Below are 17,112 nucleotides of genomic sequence, written 5' to 3'. Positions count from 1 at the left end.
ATGGACGCAACTGATAGTGGAGAAGTGTTGCCATTATTTAGGTACTGAAAGATTGAAGTATAGAAAGAGCTAAGTATAGAAAAACGAAGTATTGAAAGATTGAAGTATAGAAAGATTGAAAATGAAGTTAGACAACTGACAGATTAAGAGGGAGTTGTGTGGTTATGACGACACGTTTAGGGCGAACGATCAGCGAGCTTCATGAAGGTGATACGATGAGTGTGACTGAAGTGATTGATCAGCGTGATATCTTGATTTATCTAGGACTGACAAATGATATGAATCCAGTTTATACTCCAGAGCGTTTTATCGACAAAAGTGAATTCAACGAACCAATCGTCCCGCCTGTGTTATTGATGGGTTATATCACGAGTACTGTTTCACGGCATTTTCCAGGTCCGGGATCAATCATCACTGATTTTAGTATTTCTATTTTTAAGCCAATTTACAGTGGTGATACATTGACGTTTCATTATCAAATTGATCGTGTGAATGAACGGCGTAACAGCATCCGTATTCGAGTTGTAGGACACAATTTGAAAGATGAAGTCATGCTCGATGCTAATATCGATGTTGATCCTTATAATTCTGATATGAAAATGGTCGATGTACCAGCACCTTCAGTTGTACCAGGAGATACACCACCAGCCAAAGTCAAACGTTAGGAGATAACATGAGTGATAACGCAAAAATTATATTGATAGATGGATCAAGTTTAATGTTTCGCGCTTTTTTTGCGATACGGAATTTAGATAGTTTTACAAACCGCTCAGGGTTACACACCAATGCTTTATACGGATTTCATGACATGTTACAACGTGTGATGGAAAAAGAGCGCCCAACTCACGGCTTAGTAGCATTTGATGCCAGTCGTACGACTTTTCGAACAGAGATGCTAGCTGACTATAAAGGCGGCCGAAGTAGTATGCCTGAAGAGTTGAAGGAGCAAGTGCCTTATTTCAATAAGATGCTTGATGCAATGGGACTCAAACATTTTGAGTTAGTCAACTATGAAGCAGATGATATCATTGGCACACTGGCTGAACGAGCTGCAGCAGATGGGTTTGAAGTCGTCGTCGTTTCAGGAGACAAGGATCTGACCCAATTAGCTGCTCCAAGGATTCGCGTGGATATCACTAAGAGTGGCGTGAAAGAACTGAAGACTTATACGGTTGAAAGTTTCAAAGAAGAGATGGGCATTGCACCTAAACAATTGATCGATGTGAAGGCTTTTTCAGGCGATACATCTGATAACTATCGTGGTGTCACAGGTGTCGGCGAGAAAACAGCTTTACAATTAGTCCAAACATATGGATCTGTCGAAGGCGTTTATGACCATATTGATGACATGAAGAAGAGTAAGCGAAAAGAAAATCTCATTAAAGAAAAGAAAGAAGCCTTTCTCTGTAAATCTTTAGCAACGATCATGTTGGATGCACCATTGCCAAAAGAGTTGACGTTATCCCACTTGAAGTTGGAGTCTAAACCGACTACGAGCTTAAAACAATTCTATGAGCAAATGAACTTCTCTCGATTCTTACGAGAATTACCAGAAACGACCGATGAACTTTGGGTCAATCTGGATGAACGCGATATCAAGGAAACAATGAGCGATCAACCTACTGTCGTTTCAGAGTGGTTAGGGAAAGATCATTTAACGACCTTGGAAAAGGTTAAAAAACCAGTCCTTTATGTCGAGACCCTAGCAGAGAATTATCACGTCGGCGAGTTGGTGGCAGCAGTGGTATTTGATCAAGAGACTCAAAAAGCTTATGGGTTAAAAAAAGAAATCCTAAGCGAGAAAGAAATAGTTGACTGGTTGAAACAAACCGAAGTGGTGACCTTTGATGCAAAGCGGTTGTGGGTTTTAGCTAACAGACGGTTAGGCTGGCCAGAAATTGCCGTTTCGATGGATACGTTATTGGGTGCCTATATTTTAGATGTCAATAGTAGTAACTTTGACCCGGCTGTCACGGCAGATCGCTTAGGACTAGCGGTCATCCCGACTAACGATGAGGTTTATGGGAGAGGCGCGAAACAAAAGGTGCCAGATGAGGCTGTTTTGTTGACCCACCTGGCTCAAAAAGCTCAAGTGATCTCCCAACTCTCTGAGCAATTACCAGAGAGGTTAAAAGAGAAAAAACAATGGGATCTTTTGAATACGATTGAGATGCCGACCGCAAAGGTCCTTAGTGGGATGGAAATCGACGGGATTACGGTTGATCCGGATCGCCTGAACGAGCTAGGAGAAGACTTCAAGCACCGTTTGGATGACCTTGAGGCTGCCATCTACCGAGCAGCAGGCGAAACATTCAACATTAATTCCACTAAGCAATTAGGAGAAGTTTTATTTGATCGTTTAGAGCTCCCCGTCATTAAAAAGACCAAAACTGGCTATTCAACAGCTGCAGATGTTTTGGATAAATTGAAGGGGAAACACCCGATTATTGATTACATTCTCGATTACCGCATGCTAGCTAAACTACAATCAACTTATATCACGGGGTTAAAAGAAGCCAGAGAAAAAGATGGAAAAATCCATACCCGTTACGTGCAAACCTTGACACAAACAGGTCGCTTGAGTTCAACTGACCCTAACTTACAAAACATTCCAATTAGAACAGATGCAGGTCGACAAATCAGACGTGCCTTTGTACCTTCTGCAGAAGATCATGTGATTCTGTCAAGTGATTATTCACAAATTGAACTACGTGTCTTGGCACACATCAGTGATGACCAAGCCATGCAAGAAGCCTTCATCCACCACCAAGATATCCATACAACTACTGCTATGAAGGTCTTCCATGTCGCGACACCAGATGAGGTAACGCCACTTCAAAGAAGACATGCTAAAGCAGTCAACTTCGGGATTGTTTACGGGATTTCTGATTATGGCTTGTCACAAAATCTAGGCATCTCGCGACCTGAAGCAAGAAAATTTATTGACACCTATTTAGCGACTTATCCTCAGATTAGCCAATTCATGCATGATATTGTCGAAAAAGCTCGGGAAACAGGCTTTGTGGAAACCTTGTTTGGCAGACGGCGCTATTTACCAGATATTACATCATCTAACTTTAATAAACGCAGTTTTGCGGAACGGACAGCAATGAACTCACCGATTCAAGGGACAGCAGCAGATATCATCAAAATTGCGATGATTCGTGTCGCAAAAGCCCTGAAAGAGGAACAGTTAGAGACTAAAATGCTGTTACAGGTCCACGATGAACTCGTATTTGATGTGCCAAACAATGAGTTGGAGCAGGTGAAAAAATTAGTACCAGAGTTGATGGCTAGTGCTGCTGAACTCAAGGTCCCATTAGTGAGTGAAGTTGCCTATGGAAAGACATGGTATGATGCGAAATAAATTGTCTCGCCTATGGTTGAAATAATAAACACCTAACAGACAAATAGTAGGTCATCATGCTATTATAAAGCATACAGATTTAGAGCAATAAGGGTTTCAGTTAGAGGGTGATAATGTGCCAGAGTTACCAGAAGTCGAGACAGTTCGTAGGGGATTGGTCAAGGCAGTTAAAGATGCCACAATTGTTGGTGTAACAATCTATTGGGAGCGGATCATCATGCCACCGTTTTCAAAGGAACAGTTTGCTAAATGCTTGATCAATGAGACGATACACGATATTCACAGAAGAGGGAAGTATCTGATTTTTATTTTAGATCATTGGGCACTCATCAGTCATCTTCGAATGGAAGGTAAATACAGTGTCACAAAAGCTGGGGCTCCGTTAGAGCCTCACACCCATTTGATCTTTCATTTGGCGGACAATCGGGAATTACGCTATCAAGATGTCCGAAAATTCGGGAGAATGACCCTAGTACCTTTACCAAAAGTCTGGGATTATTTTGGAAAGAAAAATCTTGGACCTGAACCTATCCCAGAGTTTTTCAAATTGGAAGAGTTCAAAGAACAACTAAAAAAGCATCAAGGGGCGATCAAGCCCCTGTTACTGAACCAGAAAATCGTTGCCGGCCTAGGGAACATTTACACTGATGAGGTGTTATTTCAGGCGCGCATCTATCCGGAGAGACCAGCAAATAGCTTGTCCTCAAAAGAGGTAACAGCACTCTACCAAGCTATTATTGCTATTTTGAAAGACGCAATAGCTAAGGGAGGAAGTACTGTAAGAACCTATAAAAATATGATTGGTGCAGATGGTACGTATCAAAATGAGCTCAAGGTCTATGGGAGAACAGGGTTACCATGCGTTCGCTGTGGTGCTTTGATCGAAAAAATCAAAGTCAATCAGCGCGGTACTCATTTTTGCCCAGTATGTCAGCCGAAAGAAGGCCAAAAATGAGTCATGTCATCGGGATTACGGGTGGCATTGCCACAGGAAAGTCCTTGGTAACCTCAGTCGTTAAACAATATCCTTTACCCATCATTGATGCGGATCAAGTTGCTAGACAAGTCGTTGAACCTGGCAAGCCTGCCTTAAAGAAAATTGCTAAAGCTTTTGGACCTGAGGCAATTGCTGCTGATGGAACAATGGATAGAGCCTACGTTGGCAAACTCATTTTTTCAACTGCTACTAAAAGAGAGCAATTGAACCAGATTTTAGGTCCTATCATTAGAGAAGAGATAGAGTCTCAGATTAATCACCTAAAGGCACAACATAAACCACTGATATTTTGTGATATTCCGTTGTTATATGAGAGTCACTATGACCAACTGATGGACGAAGTGTGGGTCGTTTGGGTTCCAGAAGATGTCCAAGTCAACCGTTTGATGGCAAGGGATCAAATCACAAAAGAGCAAGCTGAGCAAAAAATGGCTAGCCAGTGGCCACTACTTAAAAAGAAAGAAAGAGCAGACTGGGTCATCGATAATCGTCACCCTATTGCTCAGACCCAACAAATCGTTACTGAAAAACTAGATCAGAAAGTGAGGGAGTTCGATGTTTTGTCCTAAATGTCATCATATTGGTACAAAAGTGATCGATAGTCGTCAATCGGAGGATGGTCGTACGATTAGGAGACGTCGCGAATGTGAATCATGTGGCTATCGTTTTACAACGTTTGAAAGAATTGAACAAACCCCTCTACTCGTGATCAAACGTAGTGGAGAACGAGAGATATTTAGTCGGAAAAAGATTCTCAATGGGTTGATCCGTTCAGCTGAAAAAAGACCAGTTCCACTCGCTAAGTTGGAAGAAATCGTTGATGATATTGAATTAACGATCCGACAAGATGGCGATAGTGAAGTACCGAGTCAAAAAATCGGCGAGTTTGTCATGGATCGGTTGGCACCTCTTGATGATATTGCTTATATTCGCTTTGCGAGCGTCTACCGCCAATTCACAGATCGCAGAATGTTCATCAAAGAATTGGAACGGTTAGAAAAGGGCGAAAAAAAAGAAGAGGAACGAAAGCATGACGCGTAAAGTGGCCATATTTAAGCCAACCACAACGATCCAATTACGCCAACCACACTGGATCACTCAAACGCATTTACACTGGCTAAGTATCCTATATCAACCGCTCATCGGGGCAGTAGCGACGCAACTATATACCAATTTTCATTTTTGGATCTTTGAAGAGACCTGGGATAGCGAGCCGATGCCAGTAAGTCATTGGTTGAATCAAGCAGATTTAACAATCGAACAATGGGAGAAGGCAATCGATAGACTTCAAGGAATCAGTCTTCTCCGGATCTTTGAAGATCCGGGTAATCAACAATACTGGTTAGAAATAGAGCCACCTGTTGATCCAAACCATTTTTTTGCCGATGACCTGTTGTCGACACTTCTACATGAATCAGTAGGCGAACGACAATTCAAACAGATCAAGTCACGGTATGCTATCGATGTCTTACCGAGTGATTGTGAAGAAGTCACGAAATCTTTTTACCAAGTCTTTCCCTTACCTTATGCGATGATGAGCATCAAGTTCGAGCAAGAGCCAGCTGAAAATGCAGCTTATCTGACTTGGTTGGATGACGGGGGATTGAGTTTAGATTGGCAATTGATTCTGGACCAACTGAAAACGCAAGGAATCGACAAAACGGCAGTGGATGATCATACGCGTCAAATGGCTAATGCTTTACAACGATTCTATGGAATCGATGAATTGAGTATGGCCCGTTTCTTATATGGTGCCCTAAATGGCGAAAAGACCCAGGTCGATGCTGACAAGCTGAAACAAGTGATCTATAGCTCGTATGAAAATCATCCAACAAATCTGAGAAACAAAGCTAAAAGGGCTGATAGTAGTGAGATGTCAAACCAGATTGCACTAGGAAATGATAATCAAACGTCCAAGGGATTATCTGGAAGGAATCGGCGGGTTATTGCACCAGCAACTGATGTCAATCCAGCACTTTTGAAGGCCTTCAAGCAAATACCATCATTGCCCTTTTACAGCCAATTGCGTCAAAAAATTGGTGGTAACGAGATGGATCATGAGAAACGGACAATCAGAAATAGCTTAGAGACGACGGCTACTCCAGCCGAAGTCATCAATGTATTGCTTCATTATTTATTAGTGGAACTTGGTCAAGACCATATCAATAAAGCGTTCTTCGATACGATTTTAAACAAATGGACCATTCAAGGTGTTACGACGGCAGAACAAGCAATCGCTGCTGCTCGGCTATTCAAAAATGAAAAAGCTAAGGCTATCAATAACAGTCAAGCTGCTCGTAAGACGCGATATGGCAAAAGTGGTCGAGAAGAACCACTGCCAGATTGGGCAAAGAAAGAATTGGATGAGCTTTATGGATCTGACAGTTCAGATAGTTCAAACGTTTCAGACGGTTCAGGCAGTTCAGAAGGTTCAGAAAGTTCAGATAAGGCTAGTAATGTTCAAACACAGACAGGACAACAGGGTAACGACCACAGTACTGATGATGGCAGAAAGTCATCGCAAAACAAACAAACCAAACAAAACGGACAAAAGGAAACCACCGCAACCGATACAAGCAGAACCAATAGCTCGGATATTAAAGCTGCAATCGAACGGTTGGAGCGCTTAAAACAACAGAGAAAGGATGAGAACTGATGGATAATATTGCAGATGGTTTAAAGAAAAGATTGCTTGACCCAAACCTCAGAAAACGCTATGAAGAGCAACGCGAAGCTGTAGTGAATTATCCTGAAGTTGCTTCTTTTCTAAAAGACCACAATGACTTGGTCACTCCTGCAGTGCTTGAGAGAAGCTTTGCGAAGTTAAATGAGTTTATGATAGAAACCAAGAAGCGGAAAGAGAAGCAGCCTGTTGCCAATCCACATTTAGAGCCAGTCTTAGTGTGGCACGGGACCTATATCGACTGTGTTTACCGCCAAACAGCGGACTATAAAAAAGAAGCACGGCAAAAAGCAATCAAGAAACGGATCAATAGCTTTTACATGTCTAAAGATATTGCGGAAGCTTCCTTATCTGCGATTGACTTGACACCTGCTAGAGAGCCAATCGTCTCTAAAATGATTGGGTTTTCCGAACGATATACCAGTGATCCAACGTCCTTTCAAAAAGGCTTGTATCTCTACGGAAACTTTGGTGTTGGAAAGTCATATATGTTAGCCGCATTGGCGCAACAATTAGCAGAACTTGGTCATCAAGTGACCATGGTCCATTACCCTAGTATGGCAGTAGAGCTCAAAAATTCATTTCAAAATAACACCATGTTGTTGAAACTGAATACGCTGAAAGAAAGTAGCATTTTGATGCTTGACGATATTGGGGCTGAGGCAAATAGCTCGTGGTTACGAGACGACTTTCTAGGTGTTGTTCTCCAATACCGTATGCAAGAGCAACTGCCGACATTCTTTAGCTCTAATTTTGGGTTCAAAGAATTACAAAAACATTTTGAAGTCACCCAAAAAGGAGACGTTGAACCGCTAAAAGCGATGCGAGTTATGGAGCGTGTCCGCTACTTAGCAGAGGAAGTAAACGTCACTGGTAAAAACCAACGACGGTAGTAGGATTGTTGGCGTTTTTTAACAGATTTTTTTGACAAAGTGATATAAGTGCGTTATGATTACGCCATATTGACAGACACCTATGTTATGTAACTAGTTTTAGCGAGAGATTGGGTGGTGCAAAATCTCACTAGCCATAATGTTAGACCACTGTTGATCGACATATCTAGAAAGCAAATCTGCCTGTATTGATGGGAGATTGTCAGTAAAGAGATGCGGCTATCACCGTTATAGATCAGAGGAATTCTGATAGACTAGCCATTACTTTAGCCTTATGAGGGGTTGAGTCTAGCAGAAATCAAACGTTGGGTGGAACCACGTGATGACAGATTATCACGTCCCATACTGATGCTTTTGCATTGGTATGGGACTTTTTTTATGTCTGTGTTTTCTTATTTTATCAGCAAAGACCATTATAATCAGGCAATAGACCATTATAAGACGGCCATTATCATTCTTTATAGTCTTTGTGTCATAAATCCTCTAAATCAGTAGTAATCGATCGGTTGTCTGGCAAAATGTGTCGCTGAAAATAGTGACGAATAGTGTGAAATAGTTAGGGAGGGTTTGACGAATGAGTCAACTAAAAATCAAATTACCAGATGGTAATGAACGGATCTATGAATCCGGAATAAAAGTAAAAGAAGTAGCAGCAGATATCAGCAAGAGTTTGGGAAAAAAAGGATTAGCCGGGAAGTTTAATGGAGAATTGGTCGATTTCGATCGTCCGTTAACGGAAGATGGAGAGCTTGCCATCATAACACCAGATGATCCTGAAGCACTCAGTATTTTAAGGCATTCAACAGCCCATTTGATGGCACATGCTTTAAAGCATTTATTTCCACAAATCCATCTTGGAGTTGGACCTGCCATCAGTGATGGATTTTACTATGATACTGACATGGATCCCCAATTAACAGAAGAACAAATTCCTGCCGTTGAGGAAGAAATGCACAATATCGTGAAACAAAACCTACCAATCGTTCGTCACGAAATTTCACGTGCAGACGCTTTGGAACGCTTCAAAGATGATCCGTATAAGGTAGAATTGATCAATGATATCCCTGAAGGCGACTTAATCACGATTTATGAACAAGGGGATTTTGCTGATCTTTGTCGAGGTGTCCATGTACCATCTACTGGTCGTATTCAAGTCTTCAAGTTGTTATCGTTAGCTGGTGCTTACTGGCGTGGTAATTCCGATAATAAGATGATGCAAAGGGTTTATGGGACTGCCTTTTTTGACAAGAAAGACTTAAAAGCAGATTTGAAACGTCGCGAAGAAGCCAAAGAACGCGATCATCGGAAGATCGGGAAAGAATTGGATCTCTTCATGACGAGCAAGGAAGTTGGGTCTGGGTTGCCATTCTGGCTACCAAAAGGTGCAACGGTTCGTCGGATTATTGAACGTTATATCGTCGATAAAGAAGTCGAATTGGGTTATGAGCATGTTTATACTCCAATCATGGCTGATGTTGAGTTTTATAAGAGAAGTGGACACTGGGATCACTATAAAGAAGATATGTTCCCACCGATGGATATGGGAGATGGCGAACAATTGGTTCTACGTCCAATGAACTGTCCGCACCATATCATGGTTTATAAAAACCACATCCATTCTTATAAAGAATTACCAATCCGTATCGCTGAGCTTGGTATGATGCACCGTTATGAAAAGAGTGGCGCCTTATCAGGGTTACAACGGGTTCGTGAAATGACTTTGAATGACTCACATATCTTCTTGCGTTTAGACCAAATCAAAGATGAATTCAAACGGGTACTCGACTTGACGAAGGAAGTTTACAAAGACTTCAATATTAAGGACTATCGTTTCCGTTTAAGCTACCGTGATCCTGCAGATAAACATAAATACTTTGATGATGATGACATGTGGAATAGGGCAGAGTCAATGTTAAAAGAAGCTATGGATGAGTTAGGGTTGGAGTATTTTGAAGCAATAGGTGAAGCAGCATTCTATGGTCCTAAATTAGATGTTCAGTTTAAAACCGCAATTGGGGTTGAAGAAACGATGTCGACCATTCAACTGGACTTTTTGTTACCAGAACGTTTCGATATTACTTACGTCGGTGAAGATGGAGAAAATAATCACCGGGCTGTGATGATTCACCGTGGTGTCGTATCAACGATGGAACGGTTCATGGCCTACTTAATCGAAGAGTATAAAGGAGCATTCCCAACTTGGTTAGCCCCAGTCCAAGCAGTGGTTATTCCGGTTAGTCTAGACCATCATTTAGAAGTAGCCAATGCGTTTAAGGATGAATTGCACCGTTATGGCATACGGGTAACCGTTGATGACCGCAATGAGAAAATGGGTTATAAGATCCGTCAAGCACAAACAGAGAAAGTGCCATACCAACTTGTAATTGGAGACCAAGAAGTTTCTGACGATACTGTTACAGTTAGAAAGTATGGGTCAAAAGAGACACAATCGGTCAGCCAAGCAGAGTTCGTTAAAAGTATATTAGCTGATGTAGCTCGTAAGAGCCGCCCAGAGGCATAATGAAGCTAGGAGGGGCTTATGCAGTTATTAGAACATAAGAGGCGTTACTTGGCGCTGTTTTTAGGAACCCTACTGATATTGACCGTTGGCTATCTTGCTGGTGTTGCTGCAACAGGTAACTGGCCTTCTGGGAAGTCATCCCAAGAGACTAAACAGGCACAATCAGATCAAGAGAATAATGATGGCAAAAAAAGTGATGCAACTGATAAAGCGAGTGATTCTAACGCTGACTCAGCTAGTGATGATAAGGCGACCGATAAAGAGACAGAAGATACTGATGCAAAAGCAGTGGAGGATATGATTGCTAGTTTGAATCAGGACCAAGTAAAAACGGTCAAGCCAGATGCGAGTGGCTCGAATGATTTTTATAGCGTTTCTGTGGATGAATTGACCTTCGACAATGAAGCTGTCGTGACAGTCTATACAGTGACAGCTAGTGATAAACTTGGAGATGAGGGTATCACGATTGATCCCAAAGCTGTCACGGTCGATTATAATCGTGTGGAACCAGCTAAGCTGACGTTTAGTACGGATGGTCCAATCGAATTGACTAGCGGGAAGTCAGTCACCTTTGCTTCTAAAAGTGACTGGGCTACAGATTTCACGGTAGCTTACCTCTTAATCGCGTTCCCGAGTCCATTAGGCAAAGATCAAGCACCACTTGCACAACCACTGATTCTAAGAGCGGGGGTGAGTGCGAGTGAGTAAATGGCGCAAAGATAGTGACGGGTTTCAGTTTGATGCTGTAGATTTTCAAGTCGTTGTGATTGGGATATTGACAGCCTTACTAGTAGTAGGGTTGCTACGGCAATACTGGCTATTACCAGCACAAGCACAGTCGTCAGCTATTGAAGGTGAAGCATCACAATCTACATCACAGACTAATGAAACTGCTAATAATAAAGCTGATGATCAAGCTGATGATCAAGCTGATGATCAAGCTGATGATCAAGCTAATGATCAGGCTGATAGTAAAGACACCGATAAAGCTAGTGCACTTGTCAGCAACGATTATGCGGCAGATTTAAAGAGTTTTGAAGGGATTTTCAATGGGTCAAATGCCCAACGTATCTCAATCAAAGAGTATTTCCCAATGCGTGGTGATATAGCCGGAAAAGCTAGTGATGGGTCATCTCTTACGGTGAATGAGGTTGTTTACTTTAAAACGACAGTGAGTGATGACGAATCTGGTTTGACCTTCCCGGCGACTATTGTGGGGACCAAGGTGACAACTCCATTAGTTGAACGGGCAAATAATGAACCTCCATATGGAGAACAATTGAAGAGTAGTCAATTGATTTTGAACAATCAATATACTTTCCAAGCTATGGTTTTGGATAAAAATGTTGATCAACTATCAGTCTTCTTTGATCCAACGGCATTAGAACCGAATCAAGAGATCGTTTGGTTCGTCCATGTGGGAGAGGTCGAGGGTGACATCACCTCGGCTTATTACCGGTACTTGATAGATACGGGCTCAGACCAATTGATACCTGCTTATCTGGTAAGCGGGAGCGCTGAAGGACAATAAATAAGTTGATTGTAGTAAATCAGTTTAGGGAGTAATGATTTCCGAAATGGGAATTGTTACTCTTTTTTAATGTTATCGTTACTTGTTACCGGTTCAGTGAATTGACAAGAACTAAACCATTACTCTATCATTAAAATAAGACACAAACTTACTTTAATTTAGCTTGTAGTCGTGAGACATGATTGCCTACTACTGAAACGAGACCGTCTAATAGACCTGTTTAAAAATTGTTTGGTCTGAAAGATGTGTTTAGATTCATTTGTTTAATAGATGAAAAAATATGATTTGAAAGACTAACCTGTCCCTTATATGAACCAAAGACCCCTTGGGAGGCACGTCATGAGAAGTGATCAAAAAATATGGCAATTGATTGATAAGGTCAATGAAGTTATTTTAGGAAAGCAACAATTTGTATTTGAAGTAATTGCAGCATTTTTAGCCGGTGGTAATGTTCTTTTAGAAGATATACCAGGAGTTGGGAAGACTACGATGGCGCTTGCTTTATCAAAAGTTTTTGGGATGGAGTGGAACAGAGTCCAGTTTACACCAGATGTGCTTCCGTCAGATTTAACAGGTTTTTCGATTTATCAGAAAGAAGAAGGCCGTTTTGTTTATCAACCTGGTGCCGTATTTTGTAATCTGTTGTTAGCGGATGAAATCAACCGAACCTCTCCAAAGACACAGTCTGCTCTGCTTGAAGTGATGGAAGAAAAACAAGTGACGGTAGATGGTGAGACGAGACCCCTACCACGACCGTTTCATGTTATTGCAACGCAGAACCCGACAGGAACAGCCGGGACACAGTTACTGCCACCTGCCCAAATGGATCGGTTCTTGATTTCTCTGAGCATGGGTTATCCAGATCCGCATAGTGAGATATTATTAGCTAAGCAAGTTTCTGTAGGCAAGCGGACGGATCAACTACGACCGATTGTATCAACCGAGGAGCTAGAAAACATTCAAGAAGAGATCAATGACTTATTTATTCATGATGCTATTTACCAATATATCGTCGAATTAGTTGGTAAGACTCGAAACCATCCGTTAATCGAATTAGGTGCAAGTCCTAGAGCAACCATCGCCTTAGTCAAGTTTACCCGTGCTGTTGCCTGGCTAAATGGCTTTGAATTCGTTCAACCATCCGATGTCGTCGATCACTTTATTCCGATTGTATCCCACCGCGTGGTACTGAGTCATAAAGCTCAAATGGAAGGTATCAGCAAAAAAGGGGTCCTTCAACGCATTTTGGCAGATATCCCTAAGCCAGCCTTGAGGCGAATGACATGAGAAAGTTTGGCTATCTCCTGACACTTGTCTTGAGTTTCTACCTTTCTGGTAGATACCATTCAGCTGAATTCATGGTCTTAGCTATCGTTTTGTTCGTCTTGTTATTTATTTCTTATCTATATGCCTTACAAATGGCTAAGTATCTGGAAATAGAGATTGATCTAGACGATCCTATCATCGTCAAAGAACACACTGCTATTGCTAGAATTCGGTTGACGAATCGACAACGTCTCCCTATTCCTTACTACCAGATAACGGTATCTTTCTATAATCGATTGGATCCTAACAAGAAAGTAGTAACCAAGAAGTTTCATGGCTTTGTGGATGGTCTAGGCGAGGCAACTATTGCTCTTGGGACAGATTCGACTTATAGTGGTGAAATCGAGATTCTAGTAACCGAAATCGAGTGTTTTGACTATTTAAAATTATTCAAGCGGCGTAAACGTCTCGCTATCAGCCAAAAACAAATTGTTATTCCACCAGTTCTAAAAGCAGATCTAGCGCTATTATTGCTTCAACAAGCAGGAAGCAAAGGGCAAGAGGTCGATTTAAGAGGGGCAACACCGCCTAACGTATTTCAAGTGAGACAATACGAAGCTGGTGACCACCTGAAGACGATTCACTGGAAGTTAAGTGCTCGGAATGACGAACTGTTGAGCAAGGTCTACAGTGAACAAAAAGAGGAACAAGTGTCTATCAGAGTTGATCTCACACCACCACTGTCACAGTCATTAAAAGAAAAAGATGCTTTTTTAGTACTAGTTGCTAGCCTAGTCTCAGCACTGACCCAAGAGGAGTTAGTGGAACAACTTCAGTTGGTAAATAAAAGGAATGATTGGGAGCTTACAATTCCAATCAAGTCTCCCTTTTATTATGATTCTTTTTTACAAGAAGTTATCCATGAGATGGCATCAATCGATACCGATAAAGAAGGAAGGCAAGCAGACAGTCAACAGACTAGTCGACATGATCCTGGTTTTGACCCAGTAGATAGTAGGAGCGATGATAAGATTTTAATCACTATCGACCGCCAGTTGAGACTATATGAAAATCACCAGTTGCTGTATCAGTTCGAGGCATCAAAGCTTTACGCTGAACTTGTGGGAAGGCCACTAAGACTATGAGTTTTTTTAGACCATTCAAGAAACAGACAACGACACAAAAGTCGCCCATCTCTGTGTCAGAAATGAGCGACCCAACGCAAAAAAGCCCTATTTATGAAGGGTTATTTGCGCAAGTTCTGTTTTTCTTGAGTTACTATGGTATCATTTATGCCTTACTGAGCGTCCCAACAGATCTATTTTTAGAAGGACTTCCGATTGAATTAGATATGGGTCGGATTCACTGGCTGGTGTTTGCCTATTGTAGTTTAAGATGGGTATTAACGGTATACCGGGTCAAAATAGCTGCTATCCCATTAGTGGCTGGCCTTGGGTATTTAGCCATGCAATGGCGAGGAGGCTGGCAAGAAGCACTGATCCTATATGATAATGTGGTACACAAAGGACCACTTCCAACGTCCTTGAATTGGGTCGTATTGGTCGCAGCTCTTGTGGTTGCTGAGGTCTTATTTCAAGTGATGGTCAATTTTGGCCAGCGGTGGTTGGTCAATGCGATTATTATTACAGTTGGCTTTTTAGGCCCTTATTTAGGCATCCCAATCACCCTACCTTTTTACTTTTTGTTGACCTTTATAGTGATCGTCAATATGATTGCGACCAGTGCTAAGAGTAGTAAACTCAGGCATATGGGACAGAAAGACCGGTCGAAATTTAAAGTGGTTGGTAAAAGTGTTGTGGTAGCGACTGGCTTGTTTTGCGCGCTATTTGCGTTATTCACTACAGTCCTAAGCGACTCAATGGATCAGTTATTGGCTTTGCCGATGGGTATTGAAAACGAAGTCAGACGTTATTCATTGAATCAAACAAAAACGGACGAAAGTGATCTCAGTGGGACAATCAATCGTGGCAATAATTATCCGGATGGGAAAGACCAGTTGGAGGTCAGTGTGTCGACCCAACCAAATGAACCGCTATACTTGAAGAGCCAATCTTTCGGAGACTACATTGGTAACGAATGGGACCGACTAGACGAACGAGCATTTTTCGATGGACTTTATGAAACTTATGGAGCGGATAACACTTCTTTCCAATATTACATGCTGAACTTTGGGGACAACCAAAGTTTTGATGAACGGTTTTACATGACATTCGATGCCTTGAAGACGAAAAAAGAAGCAGCCGGAGAAGCAACGCCACAAGCTAATTCAGTGCGGACAAGACGACTGGATAAGTTATTAAAAGCGCCAACTATCCCTTATTTATCCAAGTTACAAGTGCAAGGTGAGCGTGGAAATCTCTATACTGTCTATAATGACAATACTTATGAGAACTATCAAGAAGACCTGAAACAACTCTCTCAATTCGATTGGTTTAGAGAAGTTGAGGGGCGTTATGCTAACTTTGTGCAAGAAAGGTATACCGAAGTCGATAGAAGTATGATTCCTCGACTTGCTGATTTGATTGATGAAGAATTAGTAGCTAGTGGTGATAAAGATGCTATACAAAGAGAGATCATCCAGAAACTCCACACCAGAGCACGCTATTCTTTGACACCTGGTGTGATGCCAGTTGGCAGTGATGTCTCTGAAGCTTTCCTGTTTGATTTAAGAGCAGGATATTGCCAACACTTCGCCTCTGCTGCAACACTAATGTTTCGCCTGTATGGTATCCCAGCACGCTATGTCAGTGGCTACCGAGCGAATACGAGTGATTTTTTGAGTAAAGACAATGGTGATTATGAGGCGATATTATCAGACGAACAAGCCCATGCTTGGGTAGAACTTTATGATGAAACCAGAGGATGGTACCCAGTTGAAGTCACACCAGAAGAGAACTCTATCCTCTTTGATGAGGATTTGGCTAAAGATAGCAGTGAGGCAGAAGGAGATAGAATCAGCTGGTTAGCGATCGGTCCTAAAACAATCACTAAAACTGTGGCAATCTTCTTAGCGGTCCTCTTATTAGTAGTGATTACTCTAACTGAAAGATACAAAAGAAAACAAACGAAGTGGGGAATTCTAAAAGCAGATGTTTACTTCCAAGAATTATTAAAAAGTGTCCAATTCACCGGAAAATTAGCAGGATATACAGGTATAGAAGAAGATTTTGTTGATCAATTAGCAGCTGTTATTAAGGACTTAGATAGCTCAGAAAAGACAGAGACTACTATCAGTGATAACGACCTACAACAAGTGATGACAATCGTGATGAAAGAATCATTTGGCCCGAAATCAGTTAGTGAAGAAGAAAGGCAAACCGTTAAAAAAACTGTTTCAATCATCCAAACCAAACTATACGATTCTCTCAGACCAGATCAAAGATTAGTCTTTAAATACATTAAGTGTTACAAATAACCGTAAAATTCGATTTGAAAAGTATGAGATGGTGAGTAGAGCCCATTGTATTTTGTTACTTACAGGATATTACCTGTTGTTAATCACATCATGACAAATTGATTGTAAGTATGTAAGGTTACAATACATGTGTTACATGAAAATAAAAAAATAGAGGAAGCTTCTGCTATACTGTAATTACCACACCACAGAAAGGAAAGCTTCCCCTATGAAGAATATTATAACAGAAGAAATGCGATACAGAAAGAAAGTCGTTGATTATGCGGTTAAACATGATAATAATGCCAAGGCTGCACGCAAATATCACACAAATCGGATGCAAGTCAAACGTTGGAGAGACAACTATGATGGGACATGGGATAGTTTAAGAAATAAGAGTACAAAGCCCCACTCACATCCCAATCAACACACTGAAGAA

The 17,112-nt window shown here is 41.4% G+C and carries 14 protein-coding genes; all 14 read left to right on the top strand.

What is annotated here, in order from left to right; translation table 11 throughout:
- The first annotated feature begins 164 nt into the window (after positions 1 to 164).
- Positions 165 to 665, top strand: a complete 501-nt coding sequence (locus H541_RS11160) for a MaoC/PaaZ C-terminal domain-containing protein (protein WP_156831852.1) — start codon at positions 165 to 167, stop codon at positions 663 to 665.
- A gap of 8 nt (positions 666 to 673) precedes the next feature.
- Positions 674 to 3,367 (top strand): DNA polymerase I, encoded by a 2,694-nt coding sequence (polA, locus tag H541_RS0101075; RefSeq protein ID WP_022795506.1) that lies wholly within the window; start codon positions 674 to 676, stop codon positions 3,365 to 3,367.
- A 115-nt stretch (positions 3,368 to 3,482) separates the two neighbouring features.
- Positions 3,483 to 4,322, top strand: a complete 840-nt coding sequence (gene mutM / locus H541_RS0101070; protein WP_022795505.1) for a DNA-formamidopyrimidine glycosylase — start codon at positions 3,483 to 3,485, stop codon at positions 4,320 to 4,322.
- Positions 4,319 to 4,933, top strand: coding sequence for a dephospho-CoA kinase (gene coaE / locus H541_RS0101065; protein ID WP_022795504.1), 615 nt, complete (start codon positions 4,319 to 4,321; stop codon positions 4,931 to 4,933). The genes mutM and coaE overlap by 4 nt, the downstream gene beginning before the upstream one ends.
- A complete protein-coding gene (gene nrdR / locus H541_RS0101060; RefSeq protein WP_022795503.1) occupies positions 4,920 to 5,405 on the top strand; it encodes a transcriptional regulator NrdR in 486 nt (161 codons plus the stop codon). The genes coaE and nrdR overlap by 14 nt, the downstream gene beginning before the upstream one ends.
- Positions 5,395 to 7,020, top strand: coding sequence for a DnaD domain protein (locus tag H541_RS0101055; RefSeq protein ID WP_022795502.1), 1,626 nt, complete (start codon positions 5,395 to 5,397; stop codon positions 7,018 to 7,020). Before nrdR ends, H541_RS0101055 begins: the two co-directional genes overlap by 11 nt.
- Entirely contained in the window at positions 7,020 to 7,940 is a 921-nt protein-coding gene (gene dnaI / locus H541_RS0101050) for a primosomal protein DnaI (RefSeq protein WP_022795501.1), read from the top strand. Before H541_RS0101055 ends, dnaI begins: the two co-directional genes overlap by 1 nt.
- Positions 7,941 to 8,514: 574 nt before the next feature.
- Entirely contained in the window at positions 8,515 to 10,461 is a 1,947-nt protein-coding gene (gene thrS, locus H541_RS0101045; RefSeq protein WP_022795500.1) for a threonine--tRNA ligase, read from the top strand.
- Between the two features lie 18 nt (positions 10,462 to 10,479).
- Positions 10,480 to 11,169: a hypothetical protein gene (locus H541_RS0101040; RefSeq protein ID WP_022795499.1), complete on the top strand. Its 690-nt coding sequence runs from the start codon at positions 10,480 to 10,482 to the stop codon at positions 11,167 to 11,169.
- Positions 11,162 to 11,992, top strand: a complete 831-nt coding sequence (locus H541_RS0101035; protein ID WP_022795498.1) for a hypothetical protein — start codon at positions 11,162 to 11,164, stop codon at positions 11,990 to 11,992. Before H541_RS0101040 ends, H541_RS0101035 begins: the two co-directional genes overlap by 8 nt.
- Positions 11,993 to 12,331: 339 nt before the next feature.
- Entirely contained in the window at positions 12,332 to 13,279 is a 948-nt protein-coding gene (locus tag H541_RS0101030) for an AAA family ATPase (protein WP_022795497.1), read from the top strand.
- Positions 13,276 to 14,403 carry a DUF58 domain-containing protein gene (locus H541_RS0101025; protein WP_022795496.1) on the top strand — a complete coding sequence of 376 codons (1,128 nt, stop codon included), beginning with the start codon at positions 13,276 to 13,278 and terminating at the stop codon, positions 14,401 to 14,403. Before H541_RS0101030 ends, H541_RS0101025 begins: the two co-directional genes overlap by 4 nt.
- On the top strand, positions 14,400 to 16,694 hold the full coding sequence (locus tag H541_RS0101020) for a transglutaminaseTgpA domain-containing protein (RefSeq protein WP_022795495.1): 2,295 nt from the start codon (positions 14,400 to 14,402) through the stop codon (positions 16,692 to 16,694). Before H541_RS0101025 ends, H541_RS0101020 begins: the two co-directional genes overlap by 4 nt.
- 208 nt (positions 16,695 to 16,902) lie before the next feature.
- Positions 16,903 to 17,112 (top strand): helix-turn-helix domain-containing protein (locus H541_RS11155; RefSeq protein ID WP_022795494.1); only part of this gene is annotated, 210 nt, incomplete at its 3' end.

The organism is Bavariicoccus seileri WCC 4188 (assembly GCF_000421665.1).
GTDB lineage: Bacteria > Bacillota > Bacilli > Lactobacillales > Aerococcaceae > Bavariicoccus > Bavariicoccus seileri.
Note: the sequence above shows the minus strand (reverse complement) of the source record. Positions and strands in the feature narration are given on the sequence as shown.

Bases quoted from the DNA above. Each gene is read 5' to 3' on its own strand.
- dnaI (WP_022795501.1), top strand. From the start codon at position 7,020: ATGGATAATATTGCAGATGGTTTAAAGAAAAGATTGCTTGACCCAAAC.
- polA (WP_022795506.1), top strand. From the start codon at position 674: ATGAGTGATAACGCAAAAATTATATTGATAGATGGATCAAGTTTAATG.
- nrdR (WP_022795503.1), top strand. From the start codon at position 4,920: ATGTTTTGTCCTAAATGTCATCATATTGGTACAAAAGTGATCGATAGT.
- H541_RS0101020 (WP_022795495.1), top strand. From the start codon at position 14,400: ATGAGTTTTTTTAGACCATTCAAGAAACAGACAACGACACAAAAGTCG.
- H541_RS0101030 (WP_022795497.1), top strand. From the start codon at position 12,332: ATGAGAAGTGATCAAAAAATATGGCAATTGATTGATAAGGTCAATGAA.
- H541_RS11160 (WP_156831852.1), top strand. From the start codon at position 165: ATGACGACACGTTTAGGGCGAACGATCAGCGAGCTTCATGAAGGTGAT.
- thrS (WP_022795500.1), top strand. From the start codon at position 8,515: ATGAGTCAACTAAAAATCAAATTACCAGATGGTAATGAACGGATCTAT.
- H541_RS0101040 (WP_022795499.1), top strand. From the start codon at position 10,480: ATGCAGTTATTAGAACATAAGAGGCGTTACTTGGCGCTGTTTTTAGGA.
- coaE (WP_022795504.1), top strand. From the start codon at position 4,319: ATGAGTCATGTCATCGGGATTACGGGTGGCATTGCCACAGGAAAGTCC.
- H541_RS0101025 (WP_022795496.1), top strand. From the start codon at position 13,276: ATGAGAAAGTTTGGCTATCTCCTGACACTTGTCTTGAGTTTCTACCTT.
- H541_RS0101055 (WP_022795502.1), top strand. From the start codon at position 5,395: ATGACGCGTAAAGTGGCCATATTTAAGCCAACCACAACGATCCAATTA.